27 protein-coding genes are annotated in these 22,567 nt (G+C 61.9%); 21 read left to right on the forward strand and 6 right to left on the reverse strand.

Annotation, left to right across the window (positions count from 1 at the left end; genetic code table 11):
- The 3 genes from NKI22_RS27315 to hslV are packed head-to-tail and all read right to left on the reverse strand — an operon-like array spanning position 1 to position 1,685.
- Positions 1 to 597 carry a DUF2585 domain-containing protein gene (locus NKI22_RS27315; protein ID WP_023718258.1) on the reverse strand — a complete coding sequence of 199 codons (597 nt, stop codon included), beginning with the start codon at positions 595 to 597 and terminating at the stop codon, positions 1 to 3.
- Between the two features lie 4 nt (positions 598 to 601).
- Positions 602 to 1,144 carry a GNAT family N-acetyltransferase gene (locus NKI22_RS27320; RefSeq protein WP_352959205.1) on the reverse strand — a complete coding sequence of 181 codons (543 nt, stop codon included), beginning with the start codon at positions 1,142 to 1,144 and terminating at the stop codon, positions 602 to 604.
- On the reverse strand, positions 1,134 to 1,685 hold the full coding sequence (gene hslV, locus NKI22_RS27325; protein ID WP_023718260.1) for an ATP-dependent protease subunit HslV: 552 nt from the start codon (positions 1,683 to 1,685) through the stop codon (positions 1,134 to 1,136). Before hslV ends, NKI22_RS27320 begins: the two co-directional genes overlap by 11 nt.
- A 225-nt stretch (positions 1,686 to 1,910) precedes the next feature.
- Here hslV and hisB point away from each other — a divergent pair, with 225 nt between their 5' ends.
- The 15 genes from hisB to NKI22_RS27400 all read left to right on the forward strand — a co-directional run bounded on the left by hisB (position 1,911) and on the right by NKI22_RS27400 (position 13,939).
- Positions 1,911 to 2,510, forward strand: coding sequence for an imidazoleglycerol-phosphate dehydratase HisB (gene hisB, locus NKI22_RS27330; RefSeq protein ID WP_023718261.1), 600 nt, complete (start codon positions 1,911 to 1,913; stop codon positions 2,508 to 2,510).
- 4 nt (positions 2,511 to 2,514) lie between these two features.
- Positions 2,515 to 2,988 carry a DUF2628 domain-containing protein gene (locus NKI22_RS27335; protein WP_352484489.1) on the forward strand — a complete coding sequence of 158 codons (474 nt, stop codon included), beginning with the start codon at positions 2,515 to 2,517 and terminating at the stop codon, positions 2,986 to 2,988.
- Between the two features lies 1 nt (position 2,989).
- Positions 2,990 to 3,640, forward strand: a complete 651-nt coding sequence (gene hisH / locus NKI22_RS27340; RefSeq protein ID WP_352484488.1) for an imidazole glycerol phosphate synthase subunit HisH — start codon at positions 2,990 to 2,992, stop codon at positions 3,638 to 3,640.
- Between the two features lie 3 nt (positions 3,641 to 3,643).
- Complete coding sequence (locus NKI22_RS27345; protein WP_352484487.1) at positions 3,644 to 3,934, forward strand: DUF1330 domain-containing protein; 291 nt, start codon at positions 3,644 to 3,646, stop codon at positions 3,932 to 3,934.
- A 2-nt stretch (positions 3,935 to 3,936) separates the two neighbouring features.
- Entirely contained in the window at positions 3,937 to 4,686 is a 750-nt protein-coding gene (hisA, locus tag NKI22_RS27350; protein WP_023718265.1) for a 1-(5-phosphoribosyl)-5-[(5-phosphoribosylamino)methylideneamino]imidazole-4-carboxamide isomerase, read from the forward strand.
- On the forward strand, positions 4,683 to 5,519 hold the full coding sequence (locus NKI22_RS27355) for an arginase family protein (protein ID WP_023718266.1): 837 nt from the start codon (positions 4,683 to 4,685) through the stop codon (positions 5,517 to 5,519). The genes hisA and NKI22_RS27355 overlap by 4 nt, the downstream gene beginning before the upstream one ends.
- Positions 5,516 to 6,310: an imidazole glycerol phosphate synthase subunit HisF gene (gene hisF, locus NKI22_RS27360; RefSeq protein ID WP_023718267.1), complete on the forward strand. Its 795-nt coding sequence runs from the start codon at positions 5,516 to 5,518 to the stop codon at positions 6,308 to 6,310. The genes NKI22_RS27355 and hisF overlap by 4 nt, the downstream gene beginning before the upstream one ends.
- A 36-nt stretch (positions 6,311 to 6,346) precedes the next feature.
- Positions 6,347 to 6,673, forward strand: a complete 327-nt coding sequence (locus NKI22_RS27365) for a phosphoribosyl-ATP diphosphatase (protein ID WP_254815934.1) — start codon at positions 6,347 to 6,349, stop codon at positions 6,671 to 6,673.
- 18 nt (positions 6,674 to 6,691) lie between these two features.
- Positions 6,692 to 7,651, forward strand: coding sequence for a type I pantothenate kinase (coaA, locus tag NKI22_RS27370; protein WP_023718269.1), 960 nt, complete (start codon positions 6,692 to 6,694; stop codon positions 7,649 to 7,651).
- Between the two features lie 76 nt (positions 7,652 to 7,727).
- Positions 7,728 to 8,735: a glycosyltransferase family 2 protein gene (locus tag NKI22_RS27375; protein ID WP_352938578.1), complete on the forward strand. Its 1,008-nt coding sequence runs from the start codon at positions 7,728 to 7,730 to the stop codon at positions 8,733 to 8,735.
- Positions 8,735 to 9,505: a class I SAM-dependent methyltransferase gene (locus NKI22_RS27380; protein ID WP_023718271.1), complete on the forward strand. Its 771-nt coding sequence runs from the start codon at positions 8,735 to 8,737 to the stop codon at positions 9,503 to 9,505. Before NKI22_RS27375 ends, NKI22_RS27380 begins: the two co-directional genes overlap by 1 nt.
- A gap of 7 nt (positions 9,506 to 9,512) precedes the next feature.
- Positions 9,513 to 9,908 carry a GtrA family protein gene (locus tag NKI22_RS27385; RefSeq protein ID WP_023718272.1) on the forward strand — a complete coding sequence of 132 codons (396 nt, stop codon included), beginning with the start codon at positions 9,513 to 9,515 and terminating at the stop codon, positions 9,906 to 9,908.
- On the forward strand, positions 9,898 to 11,472 hold the full coding sequence (locus NKI22_RS27390) for a hypothetical protein (RefSeq protein WP_156948044.1): 1,575 nt from the start codon (positions 9,898 to 9,900) through the stop codon (positions 11,470 to 11,472). The genes NKI22_RS27385 and NKI22_RS27390 overlap by 11 nt, the downstream gene beginning before the upstream one ends.
- 91 nt (positions 11,473 to 11,563) lie before the next feature.
- Positions 11,564 to 13,162, forward strand: coding sequence for a hypothetical protein (locus NKI22_RS27395; protein WP_023718274.1), 1,599 nt, complete (start codon positions 11,564 to 11,566; stop codon positions 13,160 to 13,162).
- A gap of 75 nt (positions 13,163 to 13,237) precedes the next feature.
- Positions 13,238 to 13,939: a hypothetical protein gene (locus NKI22_RS27400; protein WP_352484484.1), complete on the forward strand. Its 702-nt coding sequence runs from the start codon at positions 13,238 to 13,240 to the stop codon at positions 13,937 to 13,939.
- On the opposite strand, the gene NKI22_RS27405 is transcribed toward NKI22_RS27400, so the two are convergent.
- From NKI22_RS27405 to NKI22_RS27415, 3 genes are all read right to left on the reverse strand, one after another.
- Positions 13,902 to 14,519 carry an alpha-ketoglutarate-dependent dioxygenase AlkB gene (locus tag NKI22_RS27405; protein WP_352484500.1) on the reverse strand — a complete coding sequence of 206 codons (618 nt, stop codon included), beginning with the start codon at positions 14,517 to 14,519 and terminating at the stop codon, positions 13,902 to 13,904. The two genes, NKI22_RS27400 and NKI22_RS27405, sit on opposite strands and share 38 nt — an antisense overlap.
- Positions 14,520 to 14,650: 131 nt before the next feature.
- A complete protein-coding gene (arfB, locus tag NKI22_RS27410; protein WP_023718277.1) occupies positions 14,651 to 15,088 on the reverse strand; it encodes an alternative ribosome rescue aminoacyl-tRNA hydrolase ArfB in 438 nt (145 codons plus the stop codon).
- A 69-nt stretch (positions 15,089 to 15,157) separates the two neighbouring features.
- Complete coding sequence (locus tag NKI22_RS27415; RefSeq protein WP_352484483.1) at positions 15,158 to 16,768, reverse strand: phosphoenolpyruvate carboxykinase; 1,611 nt, start codon at positions 16,766 to 16,768, stop codon at positions 15,158 to 15,160.
- Between the two features lie 342 nt (positions 16,769 to 17,110).
- On the opposite strand from NKI22_RS27415, the gene NKI22_RS27420 reads away from it, so the two are divergent.
- From NKI22_RS27420 to ahcY, 6 genes are all read left to right on the forward strand, one after another.
- Positions 17,111 to 17,812, forward strand: coding sequence for a response regulator transcription factor (locus tag NKI22_RS27420; RefSeq protein WP_023677547.1), 702 nt, complete (start codon positions 17,111 to 17,113; stop codon positions 17,810 to 17,812).
- A 22-nt stretch (positions 17,813 to 17,834) separates the two neighbouring features.
- On the forward strand, positions 17,835 to 19,619 hold the full coding sequence (locus tag NKI22_RS27425; protein ID WP_352484482.1) for a sensor histidine kinase: 1,785 nt from the start codon (positions 17,835 to 17,837) through the stop codon (positions 19,617 to 19,619).
- A 31-nt stretch (positions 19,620 to 19,650) separates the two neighbouring features.
- Positions 19,651 to 20,097: an HPr kinase/phosphorylase gene (locus tag NKI22_RS27430; RefSeq protein WP_023718279.1), complete on the forward strand. Its 447-nt coding sequence runs from the start codon at positions 19,651 to 19,653 to the stop codon at positions 20,095 to 20,097.
- Between the two features lie 164 nt (positions 20,098 to 20,261).
- Positions 20,262 to 20,663, forward strand: a complete 402-nt coding sequence (locus NKI22_RS27435; RefSeq protein ID WP_023718280.1) for a PTS sugar transporter subunit IIA — start codon at positions 20,262 to 20,264, stop codon at positions 20,661 to 20,663.
- Positions 20,660 to 20,956 carry an HPr family phosphocarrier protein gene (locus NKI22_RS27440; RefSeq protein WP_023718281.1) on the forward strand — a complete coding sequence of 99 codons (297 nt, stop codon included), beginning with the start codon at positions 20,660 to 20,662 and terminating at the stop codon, positions 20,954 to 20,956. The genes NKI22_RS27435 and NKI22_RS27440 overlap by 4 nt, the downstream gene beginning before the upstream one ends.
- Before the next feature lie 168 nt (positions 20,957 to 21,124).
- Positions 21,125 to 22,525 (forward strand): adenosylhomocysteinase, encoded by a 1,401-nt coding sequence (gene ahcY / locus NKI22_RS27445; protein ID WP_352640254.1) that lies wholly within the window; start codon positions 21,125 to 21,127, stop codon positions 22,523 to 22,525.
- Positions 22,526 to 22,567: the final 42 nt, after the last annotated feature.

Raw genomic sequence — 22,567 nt, forward strand, 5'->3', positions numbered from 1 at the left:
CTAAATTCCACTTTGCCACTGCCGAATGGACTCGAACGGATGCAGCAGCATGATCACGTTGAGTGTCAGATTGTCCCGGATGAGATAGCCGACACCGAATTCGAAGATGAGGGCGAGGGTTACGATCACCCATATAGGAAGCCTTCGCGCCATGACAAACCCCAGCACCATGGCCAGCGTGTCCGACACCGAATTGATGACGCTGTCGCCATAATAGTCGAGCGAGATCGTGCCGGCGCGATAGCGATCGATGATGAAAGGGCTGTTCTCGAGCAGCTCCCAGCCGCCCTCTATCACCACCGCAAAGGCCAGCCTGAGCCCGATCGGCGAGCGCGGGAAAAGAAACCACGCCAGCGCATAGAACAGGAAGCCGTGAATGATGTGCGAGAAGCTGTACCAGTCGGAGATATGCTGGGAATTCTCGGAGCTCTGCACGATGCCGTGCCACAGCTTGACGTAGCCGCAGGTGCAAATCGGCGTCCGCCCCATGCCGTAGAGGACCCCTGCCTGGAATATGACCAGACCGAGAACCAACAGAAGCCCCATTCGCCAACTGTCTTCGTAGGCCGAGACGGTTTTGTCGCTGGATACGCTCATGCTGCTATTGCCCCTCTTCTGCGTCACCCTGTTCGGCATCACCCTCTGGGGCATCAATCGCCATCAGCACGGCATCGCCATATTCCGACTTCCTGCGATCGATAGCCCTGAAACCGGCTTTTTCATAGGCACGGATAGCCCGTGCATTGGCCGGGTCCGGGTCGATGATGACGCGCGGCGCACCTTCCTCGAAAAGCTGCTCGACGAACTGCCGGACGATCGCCGAGCCGTGGCCGGTCCCGACAAGCTCCGGCACGCCGATCGACAGATCGATGCCGAGCGTGCCGAACGGCTGGTCGCTATAGGGATGACCGTCCTCCAGATGCGGATCGTAGCTCTGCAAATAGCCGATGGGTTTGCCGTCGAGCTCGATAATCAGCGGCTCGACCGAAATGCTGTCGATATGCTCGCGGATCTCCGCGCTCTCGGTCTCTGGGTCGTTCCACCATTCGGTGACATGCGGCTCGGCAAGCCAGCCGGCGATCATCGGCAGGTCCCTCTCGGTCACCGGCCGAAAACCGTAGCGGAGGCTCCGCTCAGGCGGCATCGAGGGTTTCGACGACGAAGCTGTTGTTGGTGTAGACGCAAATGTCGGACGCGATCTGCATCGCCTTGCGGGCGATCTCCTCGGCGTCCTTATCGGTATCCATCAGGGCGCGGGCCGCGGCCAGCGCGTAGTTGCCGCCGGAGCCGATGGCCATCACGCCAAATTCGGGCTCCAGCACGTCGCCGGTGCCGGTCAGCGCCAGCGACACCGACCTGTCGGCCACCAGCATCATTGCTTCCAGCCGGCGCAAATAGCGGTCGGTGCGCCAGTCCTTGGCGAGCTCGACGCAGGCGCGTGTCAGCTGGTCGGGATATTGTTCGAGCTTGGCTTCGAGCCGCTCCAGCAGCGTGAAGGCATCGGCGGTGGCGCCGGCGAAGCCGGCAATGACGTTGCCGCCCTTGCCGATGCGGCGCACCTTCTTGGCGTTGCCCTTCATGATGGTCTGGCCGAGGCTGACCTGGCCGTCGCCGGCGATCACCACTTTGCCGCCCTTGCGCACGGTTAGGATGGTCGTGGCATGCATGGTCAGTTCATTAGACATTTTCTGCTCCGGTCAGCACCGATCCCATCAAGGCGATTGGCGCGTTACGAGTGACTTGATCGGCCATATGTATGCATAGGCCAGACGATTGCAAACCGGCCATCCACCGGGCCGGATAGTGCTCCGCAGCGGTAACTGGCAATCGCCGGATCATGCTGCTAGAAGGCTTTCGTTTTCAGGCATGTGAACGCCTGAATCGTGCAAATCTGAGACAAGGATGAGGTCATGGTGCCCCGTTCCGCCGAGATAAGCCGCAAGACCAAGGAAACCGACATCTCCGTGTCGGTTCAGGTCGACGGCTCGGGCAAATCCGACATTTCGACGGGCGTCGGCTTCTTCGACCATATGCTGGACCAGTTATCGCGCCATTCGCTGATCGACATGACGGTGAAGGCCAAGGGCGACCTGCACATAGACGACCACCACACGGTCGAGGATACTGGTATCGCGCTTGGGCAGGCGCTGGCCAAGGCATTGGGCGAGCGGCGCGGCATCATGCGCTATGCTTCGATCGATCTCGCCATGGACGAGACGCTGACGCGGGCGGCGATCGACGTCTCCGGCCGGCCTTTTCTGGTCTGGAATGTTTCGTTCTCATCGCCGAAGATCGGTACGTTCGACACCGAGCTGGTGCGCGAATTCTTCCACGCGCTGGCGCAGAATGCCGGCATCACGCTGCATGTCACCAATCATTACGGCGCCAACAACCACCACATTGCCGAGACCTGCTTCAAGGCCGTGGCGCGTGCGCTGCGTTCGGCGCTCGAGCGCGACCCGCGCCAGCCGGACGCGGTTCCCTCCACCAAGGGATCCCTGAAAGGGTAGCGCCATGGCCATCTATGTCGCGATGGAACCGCCAGGCCGCAGCGAAAGGGTGGACACCACCTTTGTCCGTGACGGCTTTGCCTGGCTCGGCTTCCTATTGCCGCCGCTGTGGCTGGCCTGGCACCGGCTGTGGGTCGAGGCGGCATTGGCCTTTGTCGCCATGGGCCTGCTTTCGATGCTGGGCGAAAGCCTGGGCCTGGAAAGCGCAGGCTCGCTTTTGTCCCTCCTTGTCATGCTCTTTGTCGGACTGGAAGGGCAGGCCCTGCGGATCGCAGCACTGCGCCGCCGTGGCTGGCGTGAATGGGGTGTCGTCGAGGCCGACAGGCTCGACGATGCCGACATTCGCTACGCGTTGGAAACCGATGCGGATTCGAATGCACGGTCCCCCGCACAGCGCATCGTCCCGGACGCAGCACTTGCCCGGCCGACGCCGATGGGCATGGCACTGGGGCTGACCCATATTCCGGGAAAGCGCTGAGATGCGGGTCGCGATCATCGATTACGGGTCGGGCAATCTGCGCTCGGCCACCAAGGCCTTCGAGCGTGCCGCTCATGAAGCCGGCATTGCCGCCGCGATTGAACTCACAGCCGATGCCGAGCGGGTCAGGACCGCCGACCGCATCGTCCTGCCCGGCGTTGGCGCCTATGCCGATTGCGCCGCTGGACTGCGCGCTGTGGCCGGCATGTGGGAAGCGGTCGAGGAGGTCGCGATCGTCAAGGGACGGCCGTTCCTAGGCATCTGCGTCGGCATGCAGCTGATGTCGGAGCGAGGCTTGGAGAAAACGGTTACGAAAGGGTTTGGCTGGATCGCCGGCGACGTCAAGGAGATCACGCCGGCCGATCCGACACTGAAGATCCCGCAGATCGGCTGGAACACGATTGACCTGAAGCGCAAGCATCCGCTGTTTTCCGGCATTGCGACGGGCGGGAAGGGGCTGCACGCCTACTTCGTCCACTCCTACCATCTCGATGCACGGAAGGAGGACGAGGTGCTGGCGGTCGCCGACTACGGTGGCCCGGTGACGGCCGCTGTCGCCCGCGGCAATCTCGCCGGAACGCAATTCCACCCCGAGAAGAGCCAGGCGCTCGGCCTCGCTTTGATCACCAACTTCCTGCAATGGAGGCCCTAGGTCATGAGCAAGAAGGGCTATTGGATGGCGATGGTCGATGTCCGCGACCCCGAGGTCTACAAGCAGTACATCGAGGCCAATGCCGCGGCTTTTGCGAAATACGGCGCGAAGTTTCCCGTGCGCGCCGGACGGTATACCAGCCCGGAAGGGCCGACAGGCAATCGCCACGTGCTGGTGGAATTCGAATCCTACGAGACGGCGATCGCCTGCTACGGCTCGCCTGAATACCAGGAGGCCTTGAAGTACAGGCTCGCCGGCTCGACCGGCCACTTTGTCATCGTCGAAGGCGCCTGAAGGTGATCCTGTTTCCGGCGATAGACCTCAAGGACGGCAAATGCGTGCGCCTCAAGCATGGCGACATGGCGACCGCGACGGTCTACAATGACGATCCCGCCGCTCAGGCGCGCGCCTTCGAAGAGCAGGGCTTCGAATGGCTGCACGTCGTCGACCTCAACGGCGCCTTCAAGGGCCAGAGCGTCAACAGCGCGGCAGTCGGCGCCATCCTCAAGGCGACGAACAACCCGGTGCAGCTCGGCGGCGGCATCCGCACTCTGGCGCAGATCGAGGACTGGCTCGACCGTGGGCTGGCCCGCGTCATTCTTGGCACTGTGGCGGTGCGCGATCCGGATCTGGTCAGGCAGGCTTGCAAGGCATTCCCGGGCAAGATCGCCGTCGGCATCGACGCCAAGGGCGGCAAGGTCGCGGTCGAAGGCTGGGCGGAGGCCTCGAGCCTCGGCGTCATCGAACTGGCGAGGAAATTCGAGGGCGCCGGCGTTGCTGCCATCATCTACACCGACATTGATCGAGACGGGGTGCTGACCGGCATCAACTGGGACGCCACCATCGATCTCGCCGAGGCGGTTTCGATCCCGGTCATCGCCTCGGGCGGGCTCGCCTCGATCGCCGACATTGTGCGCATGACCATGCCCGATGCGCGGAAGCTCGAAGGCGCGATCTCCGGCCGCGCGCTCTACGACGGCCGCATCGACCCGGCCGAGGCACTGGCGATCCTGCGTGGCAAACCGATGGCAGGGGCGTCATCATGAAAGTCTCGATTATCCTCGCCCCCTATGACAGCGGGCACCATCATGAAGGGTGCGGCCAGGGGCCGGACGCCATCATTGGCGGTGGGCTCGTCGAAGCTCTGACCGTGGCCGGCCATGACGTCGCCGTCGAAGATATCGGCAAGGTGGGAGACGAGCAGGGGCGCGAAATCGCAACCGGCTTCGCCGTCTGCAACGCCGTCGCGGCCAAGGTCGGCCTCGCCCGCGACGGAGGAGGCTTCCCCATTGTCCTTGCTGGAAATTGCCTGACCGCCGCCGGTGCGGTTGCCGGTGAAGACGCGGATTCGATTATCTGGATCGATCAGCATGGCGATCTCAACACGCCAGAGACGTCCGCCTACGGCTTTCTCGACGGCATGGCGCTGGCGGCGACACTCGGGCTCTGCTGGCGTCCGATGGCGGCAGCAATTCCGGGATTCCGGCCGATGGACCCGGCGCACTGCATGCTGGTCGATGCCCGCGACCTCGATCCCGACGAAAAGCGCCTGCTGGAAACTTTGCCGATCGTGCGCGCCGAATGTGCCGGTGCGCTCGATATGGTGGGAAAGCTCACAGCGGCAGGGGCTGTTCGGGGACATCTGCATCTGGACCTGGATGTCCTCGATCCGGATGTGCTGCAGGTGAACCGCTACACGCATCCGGGCGGTCCGAGTCCGGAACAGCTGCGGCAGCTTGCCTGCGGGCTGGCCAGATCCATCCCGATCGTGGGCGTGACGCTCTCGGCCTACGATCCGGCCTTTGATTCCCAGTCCGAGGTTCCGTCCGTCGTCGGCCAGCTGCTTGTCGACTTTCTTGCGGCGATCGAGAGGATCTGATGCTGAAAGCCCGCGTCATCCCCTGTCTCGACGTCAAGAACGGTCGCGTCGTCAAGGGCGTCAATTTCGTCGACCTGGTCGATGCCGGCGATCCCGTCGAAGCGGCAAAAGCCTATGACGCGGCCGGCGCCGACGAGCTCTGCTTTCTCGACATCACTGCCTCGTCGGAAAACCGCGAGACCATCTTCGATGTCATTACCCGAACGGCCGAACAATGTTTCATGCCGCTGACTGTCGGTGGTGGCGTCCGCCAGGTCGCCGACATCAGGAAGCTGCTTCTGGCCGGCGCCGACAAGGTGTCGATCAATACGGCGGCGGTGAAAACCCCAAATTTTGTCGCCGAGGCTGCCGACAAGTTTGGCAACCAGTGCATCGTCGTCGCCATCGACGCCAAGAAAGTGTCCGCTGCGGGCGAGGCTGATCGCTGGGAGATCTTCACCCATGGCGGCCGCGAGAAGACCGGCATCGATGCCGTCGAGTTCGCTCGGCGGATCGTCGATCTCGGCGCCGGCGAGATCCTGTTGACGTCGATGGACCGCGACGGCACCAAGGCCGGCTACGACATAGCGCTTACCCGCGCGGTCGCCGACGCCGTACGCGTGCCGGTCATCGCTTCCGGTGGCGTCGGCACGCTCGATCACATGGTCGAAGGCATTCGCGACGGCCATGCGGGCGCGGTGCTGGCAGCCTCGATCTTCCATTTCGGCACCTACAGCATCGCCGAAGCCAAGATGCATATGGCTCAGGCCGGACTGCCGATGCGGCTGGACTCGCCGGGTAATCGGTCCTAGAGCCTTTCCGGCTAAGAAGAGGCTGTAAACGCCGTTATGACCGAGTTCTCACTCTCCGATCTGGAGAAGATCATTGGCGAACGCGCACGTTCCGGCGATCCGGATTCGTGGACGGCCAAGCTCTTTCAGCGCGGCATGAGCAAGGCAGCGCAGAAACTCGGCGAAGAGGCGGTCGAAACGGTGATCGCAGCCGTCAGCGCCGACCGGGACGCGCTTGTTTCGGAAAGCGCCGATCTCATCTATCATTGGCTTGTCGTTCTCGGCATAGCGGACATTCCGCTGAGCGATGTGCTCAACGAGCTTGAACGCCGCACCGGTCGTTCGGGCATCGCCGAAAAGGCGTCTCGGCTGGACCGGGGCTGATCGCTGCGGAGGAACTCGATGGACCAGCTCGCTCCTACCGAGAAGTATTCACCCTATCGGTTCTTCTCGGCGGAGCAATGGTCGCGGTTCCGCGCCGATACGCCGATGACGCTCACCGAGGACGAGGTCCGTCGTCTGCGGTCGCTGAACGATCCGGTCGATCTCCACGAGGTCGAGCGCATCTACCTTTCGATGTCGCGGCTGTTGTCGGCCCATGTCGAAGCCAGTCAACTCCTGTTCAGGCAACGCCAGGTTTTTTTCAACGCGCTGGACGTGGCCAAGACACCGTTCATCATCGGCATTGCCGGTTCCGTGGCGGTTGGCAAATCGACCACGGCGCGCGTGCTAAAGGAGCTGCTGGCGCGCTGGCCGTCGAGTCCCAAGGTCGATCTGGTCACCACCGACGGTTTCCTGCTGCCGAACGAAGTCCTGCGCCGCAACAATCTGATGGAGCGCAAGGGCTTTCCCGACAGCTACGACGTCGGCGCGCTGCTGCGTTTCCTGTCCGGCATCAAATCGGCGCAGCGCAACGTCCGCGCGCCGGTCTATTCGCACCTGACCTATGACGTTATCCCGGGCGAGTTCCAGACCATCGACAGGCCTGACATCCTGATCTTCGAGGGCATCAATGTCCTGCAACCTGGCAAGCTGCCGAAGGACGGCAAGATCGTGCCTTTCCTGTCAGATTTCTTCGACTTCGCCATCTATATCGATGCCGAGGAGGCGCTTATCCATCACTGGTATATCGCCCGCTTCATGCGGCTGCGCGAAACCGCCTTCCGCGACCCAGCCTCCTTCTTCCACCGCTATTCGCAACTTTCCGAGGATGCGGCCCGCGCCATCGCCGAGGGCCTGTGGACCAACATCAACCTGAAGAACTTGCGCGAGAATATATTGCCGACCCGCGCCCGCGCCGATCTCATCCTGCGCAAGGGCGCCAATCATCTGGTCGAGGAAGTGGCGCTCCGAAAACTGTGAAATCCCGATTCATTCCTTAAAGTCATCTTAACCCCGTCTTCCTATTGTCAGGCCTGATCTGCGGGCTCGGCAAACAATGAATGCGCCATTCCTAAATATTGATCGGCCGGCAGCGGACCGCGTCGCACATCCGGGCAGCGGCGCCGCCACGATTGCCCTGATCGTGCCGGTCCACAATGAGGAAGGCGCGATTGCCCCGTTCCTGAAGGCGGTGTGCGAAAGCACCGCTCCGCTGAAGGACAATGGCGTTGCCCTCGAGTTCATCTTCGTCAACGACGGCAGCAGCGATACGACGCTCGAAAAGCTGATCGAAGCCCAACAAGCAGACCCTCGCATCCACATAATCGACCTTTCACGCAATTTCGGCAAGGAAGCCGCGATGACCGCGGGCCTCGACAGCTGCGATGCCGATGCCGCGATCCCGATGGACGTCGATATGCAGGATCCGCCGCATGTCATCCCCTTGCTTGTGGAAAAGTGGCGCGAGGGGTTCGAGGTTGTTCTTGCCAAGCGAGCCAACCGGTCGAGCGACAGCTTTCTCAAGCAGCGCTCCGCCTCGATGTTCTACCGCGTTCACAACTGGATCGCGCAGCAGAAGATCCCGCACGATGTCGGCGACTTCCGTTTGATCGACCGTCAGGTCATCCAGGCGCTGCGGTCTTTGCCCGAACGCCGTCGTTTCATGAAGGGCCTGTTCGCCTGGGTCGGGTTCCGCACCGCAAGCGTCGAATATGTCCGCGATCAGCGGATCGCCGGCCAGTCGAAATTCTCCGGCTGGAAGCTGTGGAACTTCGCGCTCGAAGGCATCACCAGCTTCTCCACCGCTCCGCTTGAAATCTGGACCTATGTCGGCGCGACGATTTCCGCGCTGTCGTTCCTCTACGGCCTGCTGATCGTCGCCAAGACAATGCTCTTTGGCGTTGATGTGCCCGGCTACGCCTCGCTGCTGGTCAGCGTTCTTTTTCTTGGCGGCATCCAGTTGCTCGGCATCGGCATCATCGGACAATACCTCGGCAGGGTCTACGCCGAGATCAAGCAGCGTCCGATCTACATTGTGCGCCGCAAATATGAGGGAATGAGCTAATGGAGCTCGACGCCTACCGACAGATGGCCGCCACCGAAGACGAGCATTGGTGGTTCTGCGGGCGTCGCGCCATCGCAGAGGCGGTCATTCGCAGCATCGACCTGCCCGAAAAGGCGCGCATCGTCGAGATCGGCGCCGGCACCGGCGGCAACATCCGGATGCTGGAGCAGTTCGGCACCGTGACGGCAGTCGAGATGAGCGATCTCGCACGCAGGATTGCCTGGGAAAAGACCGGCCGCGACTTCCTTGCCGGACATCTGCCGGACAACATTCCTGTCACGCCGCAAAGCTGCGACCTGGTTTGCCTGTTCGACGTGCTGGAACATGTCGCCGAAGACGAGGCATCGCTTGCCGCGATCCGCCAGATGCTGAAACCAGCCGGCAGCGTCATCCTTACGGTGCCCGCACACCAATGGTTGTGGAGCACGCATGATGTGGGGCTGCATCATATGCGGCGCTATTCACGCAATCTGCTGCGTGAACGAATTGAAAGGGCTGGTTTCAGGATCGACCGGCTGAGCTACACAAATGCCGCACTCTTTCCTGTAGCGGCACTGGCACGGCTGGTGGATAGGTTGCGCAAGCCCGCCTTGCCAGCCGGCCATGCAACGCCGTCGAAACCACTGAATGCGGCGATGAAGGCAGTGTTTTCGGCGGAAGGCCGCATCATACCAAATGCAAGCCTGCCCTTCGGTGTTTCGCTGCTGGCGGTATTCCGCAAGGACGACGCCGTCGAAACCGGTCGCCTCGACGAGAAATTGGCAGCTTGACCGCGCAATGGGCACCGGTTCGTATCGTCGACTATCGCGCTTTGCGCTAATTGGCATTGCGTCGACGCTGATCTATGCCGTTTGTGCTCTCCTGCTGTCGCGTGGGCAGGCGACGGCGGCCCTGCCGGCGGCGCTCACATCGTTTGCGGCCTACGCCGTTGCCGCGCTGTTTTCTTACACCGGGCATAAATATTTCACCTTCACCTCGGGCGGCAGCCACGCGATGGAACTGCCCCGCTTTCTCCTGCTCACCGCTTCCGGCCTCGCTGTCGCAATCGCCCTGCCGGGGCTTTTGACCCAGATGCTCGGCGTCCCTGCCGCAGTCCCGATCCTGCTTACCTGCATTGCCGTGCCGGTCATCAACTATGTCGTCCTCGGACGCTGGGTGTTTCGTGGTCTCTAGCGCGCGATCCCTCAGTGAACTGCTGCCCGGTGCCAACCGTTTCTCGCCGTTTGCGGGCGTGGCGGGCGCCCCGTTGCTGCTGGCCTGCCTGGTCGTCATATACGCCGTCTGGCTGACAACAATTGCGATACCGACCAATGTCGACGTGTCATGGCTTCTGGTCGTCTGTGATCGGCTGCTTGGCGGAGAGCGGCTCAACACCGACATCATGGAGACCAACCCACCTTTCTCGATCTGGCTCTACATGCCGTTCATGCTCCTGGAAAAGCTCACCGGCATACGTGCGGAATTCTGGCTGACGCTTGGTGTCGTTTGCCTGAGCCTGGCCAGTCTTTTCGTTTCTGTCCGCATTCTCGCGCGCGATGAACCGGTTTACCGGCAGCCCCATGCGTTCTGGGCAGCAGCGGCGGCCCTGGGCTGGGTTCTCTGTTTCATGCCGGATCAATTCGGCCAACGCGAGCACTTCGCGTTGATTGCCATTCTGCCTTGGGTGGCGTTGCAATGCACACGTCAGCGGAACCCGGATTTCAGCGCCGGCTCGCGCCTGGAGCACATGGTCGCGGGCTTCGGCGCGGCGATCGTGGTCATGGTCAAGCCGCCCTATTTTGCGCTGGCCTTCATGTTGCCGTCACTCTGTCTTGCGGTTGAAAGGCGGTCGCTGAAACCGCTCTTCGTCGTGGAGAACCTGCTTGGCGCTACGATCGTGGCCGCCTATGTCGCGTCCATCGCGCTCTTCGACCGTGCTTATTTAAGCGAAGTCCTGCCCTTGGTCAGCGAGGTCTATCTTCCGTTGAGGGCCTCTACCGCCGATATGCTGGCGAACTGGCCGAAAGTGGTGCTGCTTCTGGCCGCCGCTACCGTGCTTGCGGCCGGCGGCCTGAGGCAGACGAACTGGGACGTCAGGATTCCGCTTCTGACCGCACTGGGGTTCATTCCGGCCTTCATCGTCATGGGCAAGGGTTGGCCCAATCACGCCCTGGCGATGGTCGTTGTTGCAACACTTGCATTTGGCATCCAGCTTCTGCGGTTCGGCACATTCCGCAGTGCAGGCTTCATTCGCAAGGCCGCCCTGATCTTCGGCTGCGTGCTGGTGCTGCAACTAGCGGTCAGGGCACAGTACGCGGCGCTGACGACGGACAACGGCCCGATCGGGCGCTCTGTCGCCGCGATCCGCGCAACGGTCGAAACCCCGACCATCATGTCGATCGCCGACCGGATGCAGGTTGCCCATCCCCTCGCCAGGCTGGTCGACGGCAGGTTCATATCACGCCATCCGAGCGCCTGGGCGGTCTCCAACGCTGACACGCTCGCCCGCGCCACCGGCGATCTCGAACGGAGACGGGAACTTGAAAGCATCCGAGATCGGGTGATCGGCGAATACGCCGCCGAGATATCAGCGAAGAAGCCCGATGTCGTGCTGTCAGGCTCGCCCGCGCGGACAGCCCTGATGCTGCAGGACAAGCGGATCGGAGCCGCCTTGGCCGACTATCGTCTGCTGCACCACGAGCCGGAAATCACTGTCTATCTGCGTTACACGGCGCCTGCGCCGCTCCAAACCAATTGAGCAGAGGCTCCCGGAAGACCATGGCACGGCTGGATCCAATCGCTCCGCTGGACGACGTATGGCTCGAGCTCGAGAGCCTCGGTGCAACATCATGAGCGTCTCGAACGACATTGACGGCTTGAGCCGGTGGCGCGGCCGGAATATCGCGGCGGCGCTGCTTCCTAGCCGCAATGTCCTGGCCATTGCCGCAGTCACCGTGTTCTCCATCGTCTGGCAGCGGCGTTGGGGGACTGTTCCCGATACTAGCTGGCTGATCACGGTATGCGAGCGGATGCTCTCCGGTGAGCGGCTTTACTCGCAGATCCACGAGACCAACCCTCCATTCAGCGTATGGCTCTATCTGCCGCCAGTGGCTGTGGCCAGATTGCTGGGCGCCGCCCCGGAAATCCTGGTTGAGGCCTGGACATACCTTGCCGTGCTTATCGGACTTTCGCTCTCGGGCGTGATCGTCAAGCGCGGGGGTTTCACCGAAACTGCATCACTGTTTGCACTGGGGCCAGCGTTTTGCGCAATGCTGGTGATCTTCCCCGGCAACGCCTTCAGCGAGCGAGAGCATATCGGCATGGCGCTTTTCATGCCGCTGCTTGCGCTTCACGCCTGGCGTGCGCGCAGAGATGCAGCCGCCCAACCAGGCCCGGGGATCGCCGTACTCGCCGGCCTGTCGGGCAGCATTTTGCTGCTGGTCAAGCCCTACTATGCGATCATGGTGTTGGCGCCAGCGCTGGTCGTTGCAGTGCGCCGGCGCAGCCTGAAATCGATCTTCGCCCTGGAACACTGGGTCATTGGCGGCATCTGCATTGTCTATCTCGGCGCGGTCACGCTGATCCATCCGGAATTCCTGCGCGACATCTATCCCCTCTTGGCGGATGTTTATGGAAAGCTCGGCATCTTTTGGCCCATCGTGATCGGCCACGGTTTCGCGTGGTGTTTCCTCGTCTTCCTGATTTGGTGGCTGTGGCCGGCCGGGCGGTTTCCAGAGCTGGCGGCGGTAGCGCTGGCTGCATCGATCGCCGGCATGTTTCCCCTGTTCTACCAAGCGAAAGGCTGGTCTTATCATGCCTATCCCGCGATCTTTTGCGCCGTGGCAGCCATTTTGTGCCTGCTGGCAGTGCCCAGGATCGTGCGGCAGCCGTCGAAGCTGTTGGCGTTCGTGACGGCGCCTTCGCGAGCTTGGGCACTGGCGGGGGTGGCAATCGCTTTCTTGCCATACTGGAGCACCCAGAAACCGGGGCCGGCGCTGGTTGCCGCCATTCGCGCCGCGACCGATCGGCCTACTATTGCGTTGATCAGTTCGGATATGTCCTCGGGACATCCGTTGACCCGCATGATCGATGGGCAGTTCGTTTCGACCCATGTCAGCGATTGGCTCGGAGTGTTCGCGCTTTCCCTGTCCCGGCAGGCAGCCCTTTCCGGTGATACCGCTGAAGCCACGCGTTACCAGGCCATCATGGCGCGTTACGTCGAAAGCAAACGCAAAGAATTCGCGCGTCTGCGCCCGGATATCATTGTCTTCAAGAAAAACAACGCGATGTGGACAAGCCAACTGACAGAGCGTTTTGGCTTTGACGCCATCCTGGCGCACTACCGCATTCTCGTCGAGGACGAGACCGAGCGCATCTATCTGCGCGACGATTATGTCCGGTCGGGCGACCGGCCACCCGAATTGAGCAAGGCCTCGGAAAAACCATGACGCGGCTGGTGGTCGTGGCCGGTCGGCCATTTCCCAGAGCTGGCTGCCGTAGCGCTGGCAGCATCTATTGCCGGCTTGTTCCCGCTGTTCTACCAGGACAAAGGCTGGACGTATCATGCCTACCCATCGATTTTTTACGCTGTAGCGGCTAGTCTTTGCTTGCTGGCCTTGCCGAGAAGCGAGCGGCAATCGGCAGGGCTGCTCTCCCGCCTGGCGGCTCCCCCGCGAGCCTTGGTGTCGCTGGCGATTGTGGCTGCCTTCTTACCGAACTGGGGCACTCAGAAGCCAGGCGCGGTGTTGGTCGCCGTGATACGCGCCGCGACCGATCGACCAAACGTCGCCTTGATCAGTCCAGATATAGACACTGGACATCCACTAAGCCGCATGATCGGCGGCCAGTTCGTTTCGGCCGATCCCAATGACTGGCTTGGAGCGTTTGCAATGGCTCTGTCCCGGCAAGCCACGCTTTCGCGTGACGTCGCCCAAGCCACGCATTACGAGATGATCATGGAGCGTTACGCTGAAAGCAAACGCCAAGAATTTGAGCGTCTGCGCCCTGATATTATTATCTCTACGAAAGTTATCAGGAAAGATGATGGCCCTTGGACAAGCCAACTGATGGAGCGTTTTGGCTTTGACGCGATCCTGGCGCACTATCGCATTCTCGTCGAGGACGAGACCGAGCGCATCTATCTGCGCGACGATTATGTCCGGCCGGGCGACCGGCCACCCGAACAGCCTATTTCGGCATCGTCACCCGACGCAGCGTCAGATTGATGCGGCCGCCGTTCTTGAGCAATGCCGAGGTCGAGGGGTAGATGCGGTCAACGCCGTGAAAGCAGAGGCGGCCTTCGCCGCCGAGCACGACGACGTCGCCGCTCTTCAATCTGAACGATTTGGTGGCGCCGTCGCGCATGGTCTGGCCGACCCGGAACAGGCAATCGTCGCCGAGTGAGGCCGAGACGACAGGCGCGGAGAAATCGCTCTCGTCGCGATCCTGGTGAAGACCCATCTTGGCATCCTGGGAATAGAAATTGACCAGGCAGGCCTCCGGCGGGTGCGCATAGGCAGATACGTCCCGCCACAGTTCGAGCAGCATCTCCGGGATCGGCGGCCATGGCCTTCCGGTCACCGGGTGAGTCGGCTGGTAGCGATAGCCGTGCTCCTTGTCGGTGACCCAGCCCAGCGGGCCGCAATTGGTCATGCGCACGCTCATCTCCTTGCCGGTACGCGGCATCGCCGGCACGAACAGCGGGGCTTCCTGCACGACCTCCCTGATATCTTCCACCAGCACTTCCTGCATGGCGCGCGACAGGTAACCAGGCATATGGCGGACGCCTTTGGGCAGCACGAGCATCGGGTCGCTTGATCCGTTGGTCTGGAAAATCAGAATGCCACCGTCAAACGAAAACGGCGACCCGAAAGCCGCCTCCGGCAGTGGCTGCACATTTCACACCGGCGATCTGGGATCCGAAGCCGATTCGGCTGTCAGTCATCCTCGACCCGGCCACGCATTTTCTTGATCGAGCCGCGCCCGGCTTTGCTCTTCAGCCGTCTTTCGACCGCGCCCTTGGACGGCCTTGTCTTCTTGCGCGGCGGTGGCGGCGGTTCGGCGGCCTTGGCGACCAGTGCCGTCAGCCGCGCCCGGGCGTCCGCCCGGTTCTGCTCCTGCGTGCGGAAGCGTCCGGCTTCGATGACGATGACGCCGTCCTTGGTGGCGCGCTGGCCGGCAAGCTTGATGGTCCGTTCGCGCACACGCTCCGACAGGCCCGGTGCATTGGCAGCATCGAAGCGCAATTGCACCGCCGTCGCCACCTTGTTGACGTTCTGGCCGCCCGGGCCGGACGAACGGATGAAGTCCTCGTGCAGGTCACCCGGATTAATCACCGCATCGTCGGTGATGATGATTTTTTCGTCGGCGTTCATGCCGCAGTCATGGCGCGGCAGGCGAAAAAAGAAAAGGCCCGATCGAAGCCGGGCCTTGAAGCGCGACGGCTATTCAGCCGCTACCTGCATGCGTGGTGCAGCGCCGAGCACGGTTGCGTCGACATGGGCCTCGAACTTTTCGAAATTGTCGACGAACATGCCAACCAGCCTTGCCGCCTGCCGGTCATAGGCGGGCTTGTCGATCCAGGTCGATCTCGGGTCGAGAATGGCGCGGTCGACGCCGGTAACCGTCACCGGCACGTCGAAACCGAAATTGGCGTCGGTCCGGAAGTCGGCCGCTTTCAGCGAGCCGTCGAGTGCTGCCGCAAGCAGCGCCCGCGTTGCCTTGATCGGCATCCGCTTGCCGGTGCCGTAAGCGCCGCCGGTCCAGCCGGTGTTGACCAGCCAGCAATCGACGCCGTGGCGGGCGATGAGCTCGCGCAGCAGATTGCCGTATTCCGACGGATGCCGCGGCATGAACGGTGCGCCGAAGCATGTCGAAAATGTCGCTTCGGGTTCAGTAACGCCTTTCTCGGTCCCCGCCACCTTGGCGGTATAGCCGGAGAGGAAATGGTACATCGCCTGCGCCGGGGTCAGCCGCGCGATCGGCGGCATCACGCCGAACGCGTCGGCGGTCAGCATGATGATATTCTTCGGGTGGTTGGCGCGCCCCGTCTTGCTGGCGTTCGGAATGAAGTGGAGCGGGTAGGCGCAGCGTGTGTTTTCGGTCAGCCCGCCATCGTCGAAATCCGGCACGCGACCGGCGTCGAGCGCGACATTCTCCAGCACCGTGCCGAAGCGCTGGGTGGTGGCGAAGATCTCCGGCTCGGCTTCGGCCGAAAGCTTGATCGTCTTGGCATAGCAGCCGCCTTCGAAATTGAAGATGCCGTGCGGTCCCCAGCCATGCTCGTCATCGCCGACCAGCGTGCGCGACGGGTCGGCCGACAACGTCGTCTTGCCGGTCCCGGAAAGGCCGAAGAAGACGGCCGCGTCGCCGGCGAGTCCTTCATTGGCAGAGCAATGCATCGGCATCACGCCTTTTGCCGGCAGCAGATAGTTGAGCACGGTGAATACCGACTTCTTCATCTCGCCGGCATAGGAGGTACCGCCGATCAACACGATCATGCGCGAAAGATCGACGGCGATCACCGTTTCGCCGCGCGTGCCGTGGCGGGCGGGATCGGCGCGGAACGACGGCAGGTCGATGATCGTCAAATCGGGCACGAAATGCTCGAGTTCGGCGGCTGCCGGCCGGATGAGCAGATTGCGGATGAACAAGGAGTGCCAGGCAAGCTCCGTGATCACCCGGGTCGGCAGCTTCAGCTCCTCGTCGGCGCCGCCGACCAGGTCCTGCACATAAAGGTCCTTTCCAGCCGCATGGGCGCGAAAATCGGCAAGCAGCGTATCGAACTGCCCCGGCGAAATCGCTTTGTTGTTGTCCCACCATACATGCGGCGCGGTGCTTTCGTCGCGCACCACGAATTTGTCCCTGGGCGAGCGGCCGGTGTGCTGCCCGGTTTCGGCGGCAAGCGCGCCATGCGCGGTGAGTCGGGCCTCGCCACGGCGGATTGCCTCCTCGTAGAGCGCGGCCGCGCCGAAATTATAGCGCACCACGCCCGTGGTTCTCAGGCCGATCCGATCGATTGTACATGCAGGATTGCGTTTGCCGGCTTCCGACATGGGTGTCCCTTCTTCGATTTACCGCGTCTTTACCGGCGAATTCCGGAACCCCCATTGCAGGAGCTAAAAACGTCAAAACCAGAAAAGGCGAATGATATCAAATCATTAATCGATTTAAATATTTTGAAAGTTGTTTAAATCGTTTATATGTGCAAAAACACTGATGGTTGCCCAAAGGATTGGCGATGTTCATTCGTCCAATCCATATCGAGGTACAATTGTGGCCGCCGGCATGCCGCGCGTGACAGCGGATAGAGCCTATGCCACATTTTGTACCTAATTTGTCCTGCAAAAGCCCCTTCTCGACGAAAGAAGGGACAGCTCATGAGGGAGCCGCTTGAAATGGCAACAATCGCGCTTGTCGACGACGATCGCAACATTCTGACTTCGGTTTCGATCGCCCTCGAATCCGAGGGTTATCGGGTTGAAACCTACACGGATGGGGCGTCGGCGCTGGAGGGACTGGCGGCGCGCCCGCCGAACCTCGCCATCCTCGACATCAAGATGCCGCGCATGGACGGCATGGAGCTGCTGCGCCGGATGCGCCAGAAATCCGACCTGCCGGTGATCTTCCTGACCTCCAAGGACGACGAGATCGATGAACTGTTCGGCCTCAAGATGGGCGCCGACGACTTCATTCGCAAACCCTTCTCGCAGCGTCTTCTGGTCGAGCGCGTCCGCGCCGTGCTGCGCCGCGCCAGTACCCGCGAGGCGGCCGCCAAGGCGCCCAACCAGCAGGCTCGGTCGCTTGAGCGCGGCCAGCTTGTCATGGACCAGGAGCGCCACACCTGCACCTGGAAGGGCGAGCCGGTGACGCTTACCGTCACCGAGTTCCTCATCCTGCATTCGCTGGCCCAGCGTCCAGGCGTCGTAAAAAGCCGTGATGCGCTGATGGATTCGGCTTATGATGAGCAGGTCTATGTCGATGACCGCACCATCGACAGTCACATCAAGCGGCTGCGCAAAAAGTTCAAGGCCGTCGATGATGACTTCGAAATGATCGAAACCCTTTACGGAGTCGGATATCGGTTCCGCGAAGCTTGAGTCGAGCGGGAGCTGCTATTCGATGGCAGTGGAAGTAGAGCGAGTGAGACGATCGGGCGCCGCCAGGCGCCCGCCGCGGATTCTGCCCGCCTTCGTGTCGAAAATCACGGTGCCGATGCGCCGGTTTCTCGGCCATCACATCTTTTCCAGCCTGACGCGGCGTATTCTCTTTCTCAATCTTGCCGGCCTGGCCGTCCTGGTCACCGGCATTCTCTACCTCAACACCTTTCGAGACGGGCTGATCGACGCCCGTGTCGAGAGCCTGATGACCCAGGGCGAGATCATTGCCGGCGCGATTGCTGCATCGGCGACGGTCGAGACCGATTCGATCAGCATCGATCCGGAAAAGCTGCTTGAGTTGCAGGCTGGCGAAAGCCTCGGCCCGGGCTCCGATCAGCTCGACAATCTCGATTTCCCGATCAATCCGGAGCGCGTGGCGCCGGTGCTCAGGCGGTTGATCTCGCCGACGCGCACGCGCGCCCGCATTTACGACCGCGACGCCAACCTGCTGCTCGATTCCCGCCATCTCTATTCGCGCGGTCAGATCCTTCGCTACGATCTGCCGCCGGTCGAAGAGGAGCAGCCGGATCTTCTGGAGCGCATCCAGAAATTCGTCTTCGATTTCTTCCGCAATAAGCAGCTGCCCGTCTATCGCGAGCAGCCGGGCGGCAACGGTGCTGCGTTTCCCGAAGTGGTCAAGGCGCTTACCGGCAGTCCGTCGACGATCGTGCGGATCTCGGAGCAGGGCGAGCAGATCGTTTCCGTGGCGGTGCCGATCCAGCGCTTCCGTGCCGTTCTCGGCGTACTGATGCTGTCGACCGAAGGTGGCGACATCGACAAGATCGTCGCGGCCGAGCGCAAGGCGATCCTGCGCGTGTTCGGCATCGCCGCGCTGGTTACCGCTATCCTGTCGATGCTGCTGGCCTCCACCATCGCCAACCCGCTGCGCCGGCTTTCCGCGGCGGCGGTCAGGGTTCGCCGCGGTGTCAAGAACCGCGAGGAAATTCCCGACTTCTCCGACCGCCAGGACGAGATCGGCAATTTGTCGATCGCCGTGCGCGACATGACCAATGCGCTCTACGCCCGCATTGAGGCGATCGAAAGTTTTGCCGCGGATGTCTCGCATGAATTGAAGAACCCACTCACCTCGCTGCGCAGCGCGGTGGAGACATTGCCGCTGGCCAAGAACGACAATTCGCGCAGCCGGCTGATGGATATCATCCAGCACGATGTGAGGCGCCTGGACCGCCTGATCACCGATATTTCCGATGCCTCCCGTCTCGATGCCGAACTGGCGCGGGAAGACGCGGGAACTGTCGACCTGAAGAAGTTCATCACCGATCTGGTCGCCGTCTCGCGCGAGGCCACACGCAACAAGAAGGCGGTCGAGATCGAATTCAAGGTCGCCAAACTGCCGCAGGGCGTGAAAGGCTACTTCGTCGTCGGCCATGATCTAAGGATCGGCCAGGTGATCACCAACCTGATCGAGAATGCCCGCTCGTTCGTTCCCGAAGAACGTGGCCACATCACCATATCGCTGGCGCGCGCCGGCAAGTTCAACATCGTCACCGTCGACGACAATGGCCCCGGCATCCGGGCCGACAACATCGATCGCATTTTCGAGCGGTTCTATACCGACCGGCCGGCCGGCGAGGCGTTCGGCCAGAACTCGGGCCTTGGCCTGTCGATATCCCGGCAGATCGTCGAAGCCCATGGCGGCACGTTGAGCGCCGAGAACATCCCGGGCACCAAGCCTGGCGAGATCAAGGGCGCCCGCTTCGTGGTGACGCTGCCGGCCGAAGGCTGACGGATGAATTCCAATCACGCCTGGTCCTATTGTGCAGCCTGAAAACATTCACGGCACCGCCATCCTGATAGGTGATTGCGGCATTCTCATCACCGGACCGTCCGGCTTGGGCAAAACGACGCTGGCGCTCGCCTTGATCGATCATTGCAGCCAGCGCGGGCTGTTTTCGCGGCTGATCGGCGATGACCAGCTCTATGCTGCCGATTGCGAGGGGCGGCTGGTCTGCCGCGCACCAGTCAGCATAGCCGGCCTCGTCGAGGTGCCGGGATTCGGCCCCAAGCCGATACCATTCGAGCCAAGCTGCGTGATCGACCTCATTATCCGGCTGGTGCCAGCCGGCAAAATGGCCCGCTTCCAGGAAGACTGCAGCGAACTCGTTTTCGGCGTACCAGTGCCGCGCATCGATCTTGCCGGGCGCAATGTCGCGGCGGCCTTGCCGGCAGTGATGTCGCGCCTGTCGATTGCGCCTTTCCTTTGATCCGATTTGGATTTTTTGCTGCAATGCGTCAAATTGGTCTGGGCCGGCGCAATTTTGGGCTTGTCAACGGGCCTTGCGTCGACAAGATAGCGCTCCCGCCACCTGGAACGGTCGGCGAGCATAAAATGCGCCTGTGAAGCGGCGATGACGGGAGCCACCAAAGAATGATCGGACTCGTGCTTGTAACGCACGGTCAACTGGCCGCCGAGTTCCGCAATGCCGTGGAACATGTCGTTGGGCCACAAGACAATTTCGAGACCGTGGCGATCGGTGCCGACGACGATATGGAACAACGCCGCCGCGACATTATCGACGCAGTCGGCCGCGTCGATACCGGATCAGGCGTCATCGTTTTGACCGACATGTTCGGCGGCACGCCCTCCAACCTCGCCATTTCCGTGATGGAATCCGGCCGCATCGAGGTCATTGCCGGCATGAACCTGCCGATGCTGATCAAGCTGTCCAGCGTTCGCAAAGGCGACAACATGGCGGCCGCGCTGGATGAGGCGCAGGCTGCCGGCCGCAAATACATCAACGTCGCCAGTCAGCTCCTGAGCAGCAAATGAGCGCGCTGTTGCCGGAAAAGGACAAGATCGTTCGCGACTTTCCGATCGTCAACCAGCGCGGCCTGCACGCGCGCGCCTCGGCCAAGTTCGTTCAAATTGCCAGCGGCTTCAATGCCACGGTCCAGGTCGAGAAGGACGGCGTCAAGGTCGGCGGCACCTCGATCATGGGCCTGATGATGCTGGCGGCGAGCCCCGGCTATTCGATCCGCGTCACCGCCAGCGGCCCGCAGGCCGAAGAGGTCATCGATGCGCTGGAGCAACTGGTTGCTTCCCGTTTTGGCGAGGAATGCTGACGGCGCTCTCTCGTGTTGGTTGCCGCTGAAGACATGCACGGATAAAGATTTCTTTATATCCCATTGTCGTCCGACTCCCGATCTGCTAGTCAGGCCGGCAACTCGCGCCCTCCCACACGCCTTCGGGGCGGGGCGCGTCCCGCAATCAATTCGCATCGGAGCACTGCCATGACGGGTAGCAAGGATTATGTGGTCGCCGACATCGCGCTTGCCGGCTGGGGCCGCAAGGAGATCGAGATCGCCGAAACCGAAATGCCGGGCCTGATGGCCTGCCGCGAGGAATTCGGCGACAAGAAGCCGCTCAGGGGCGCGCGCATCACCGGCTCGCTGCACATGACCATCCAGACCGCGGTGCTGATCGAAACGCTTAAGGCGCTCGGCGCCGATATCCGCTGGGCTTCCTGCAACATCTTCTCGACCCAGGACCACGCTGCCGCGGCCATTGCCGAGGCCGGAATTCCGGTGTTTGCCGTCAAGGGCGAGACGCTGGAGGATTATTGGGTCTACACCGACAAGATCTTCCAGTGGGTCGATGGCGGCACCTCCAACATGATCCTCGACGACGGTGGCGATGCCACCATGTACATCCTGATCGGCGCCCGCGCCGAGGCCGGCGAGGATGTGCTGTCCAATCCGGGCAGCGAAGAGGAAGAGATCCTGTTTGCCCAGATCAAGAAACGCATGCAGGCATCGCCCGGCTTCTTCACCAAGCAGAAGGAAGCGATCCGCGGCGTCACCGAAGAGACGACGACCGGCGTCAACCGGCTCTATCAGTTGCAGAAAAAAGGCCTGCTGCCGTTCCCGGCGATCAACGTCAATGATTCCGTCACCAAGTCGAAATTCGACAACAAATATGGCTGCAAGGAATCGCTTGTCGACGGCATTCGCCGCGGCACCGACACGATGATGGCCGGCAAGGTCGCGGTCGTCTGCGGCTATGGCGACGTCGGCAAGGGCTCGTCGGCTTCGCTCAAGGGTGCCGGTGCCCGCGTCAAGGTCACCGAGGTCGATCCGATCTGCGCGCTGCAGGCAGCGATGGACGGTTTCGAGGTGGTCACGCTCGAAGACGCGGCACCGACGGCAGACATCGTCATCACCACCACCGGCAACAAGGACGTCGTTACCCTCGACCACATGCGCCTGATGAAGGACATGGTGATCGTCGGCAACATCGGTCACTTCGACAACGAGATCCAGGTGGCGTCGCTGCGCAACCTGAAATGGACCAACATCAAGCCGCAGGTCGATATGATCACCTTCCCGGACGGCAAGCGGATGATCCTTTTGTCGGAAGGCCGTCTGCTCAACCTCGGCAACGCCACCGGCCACCCGAGCTTCGTCATGTCGGCGTCCTTCACCAACCAGGTGTTGGCCCAGATCGAGCTGTACACCAAGCCCGGTCAGTACGAGAACCAGGTCTATGTCCTGCCGAAGCATCTCGACGAAAAGGTCGCGCGCCTGCATCTCGATAAGCTCGGTGCCCGCCTGACCGAACTGTCCGGCGAACAGGCCGCCTATATCGGCGTCACCCCGCAGGGACCGTTCAAGCCGGAACACTACCGCTATTAACCACGGCGAAACTTGCCACTAGATATTGAAGCCGGGCGATTG

Origin of the sequence: Mesorhizobium sp. M0778 (assembly GCF_040320105.1) — a bacterium.
GTDB lineage: Bacteria > Pseudomonadota > Alphaproteobacteria > Rhizobiales > Rhizobiaceae > Mesorhizobium.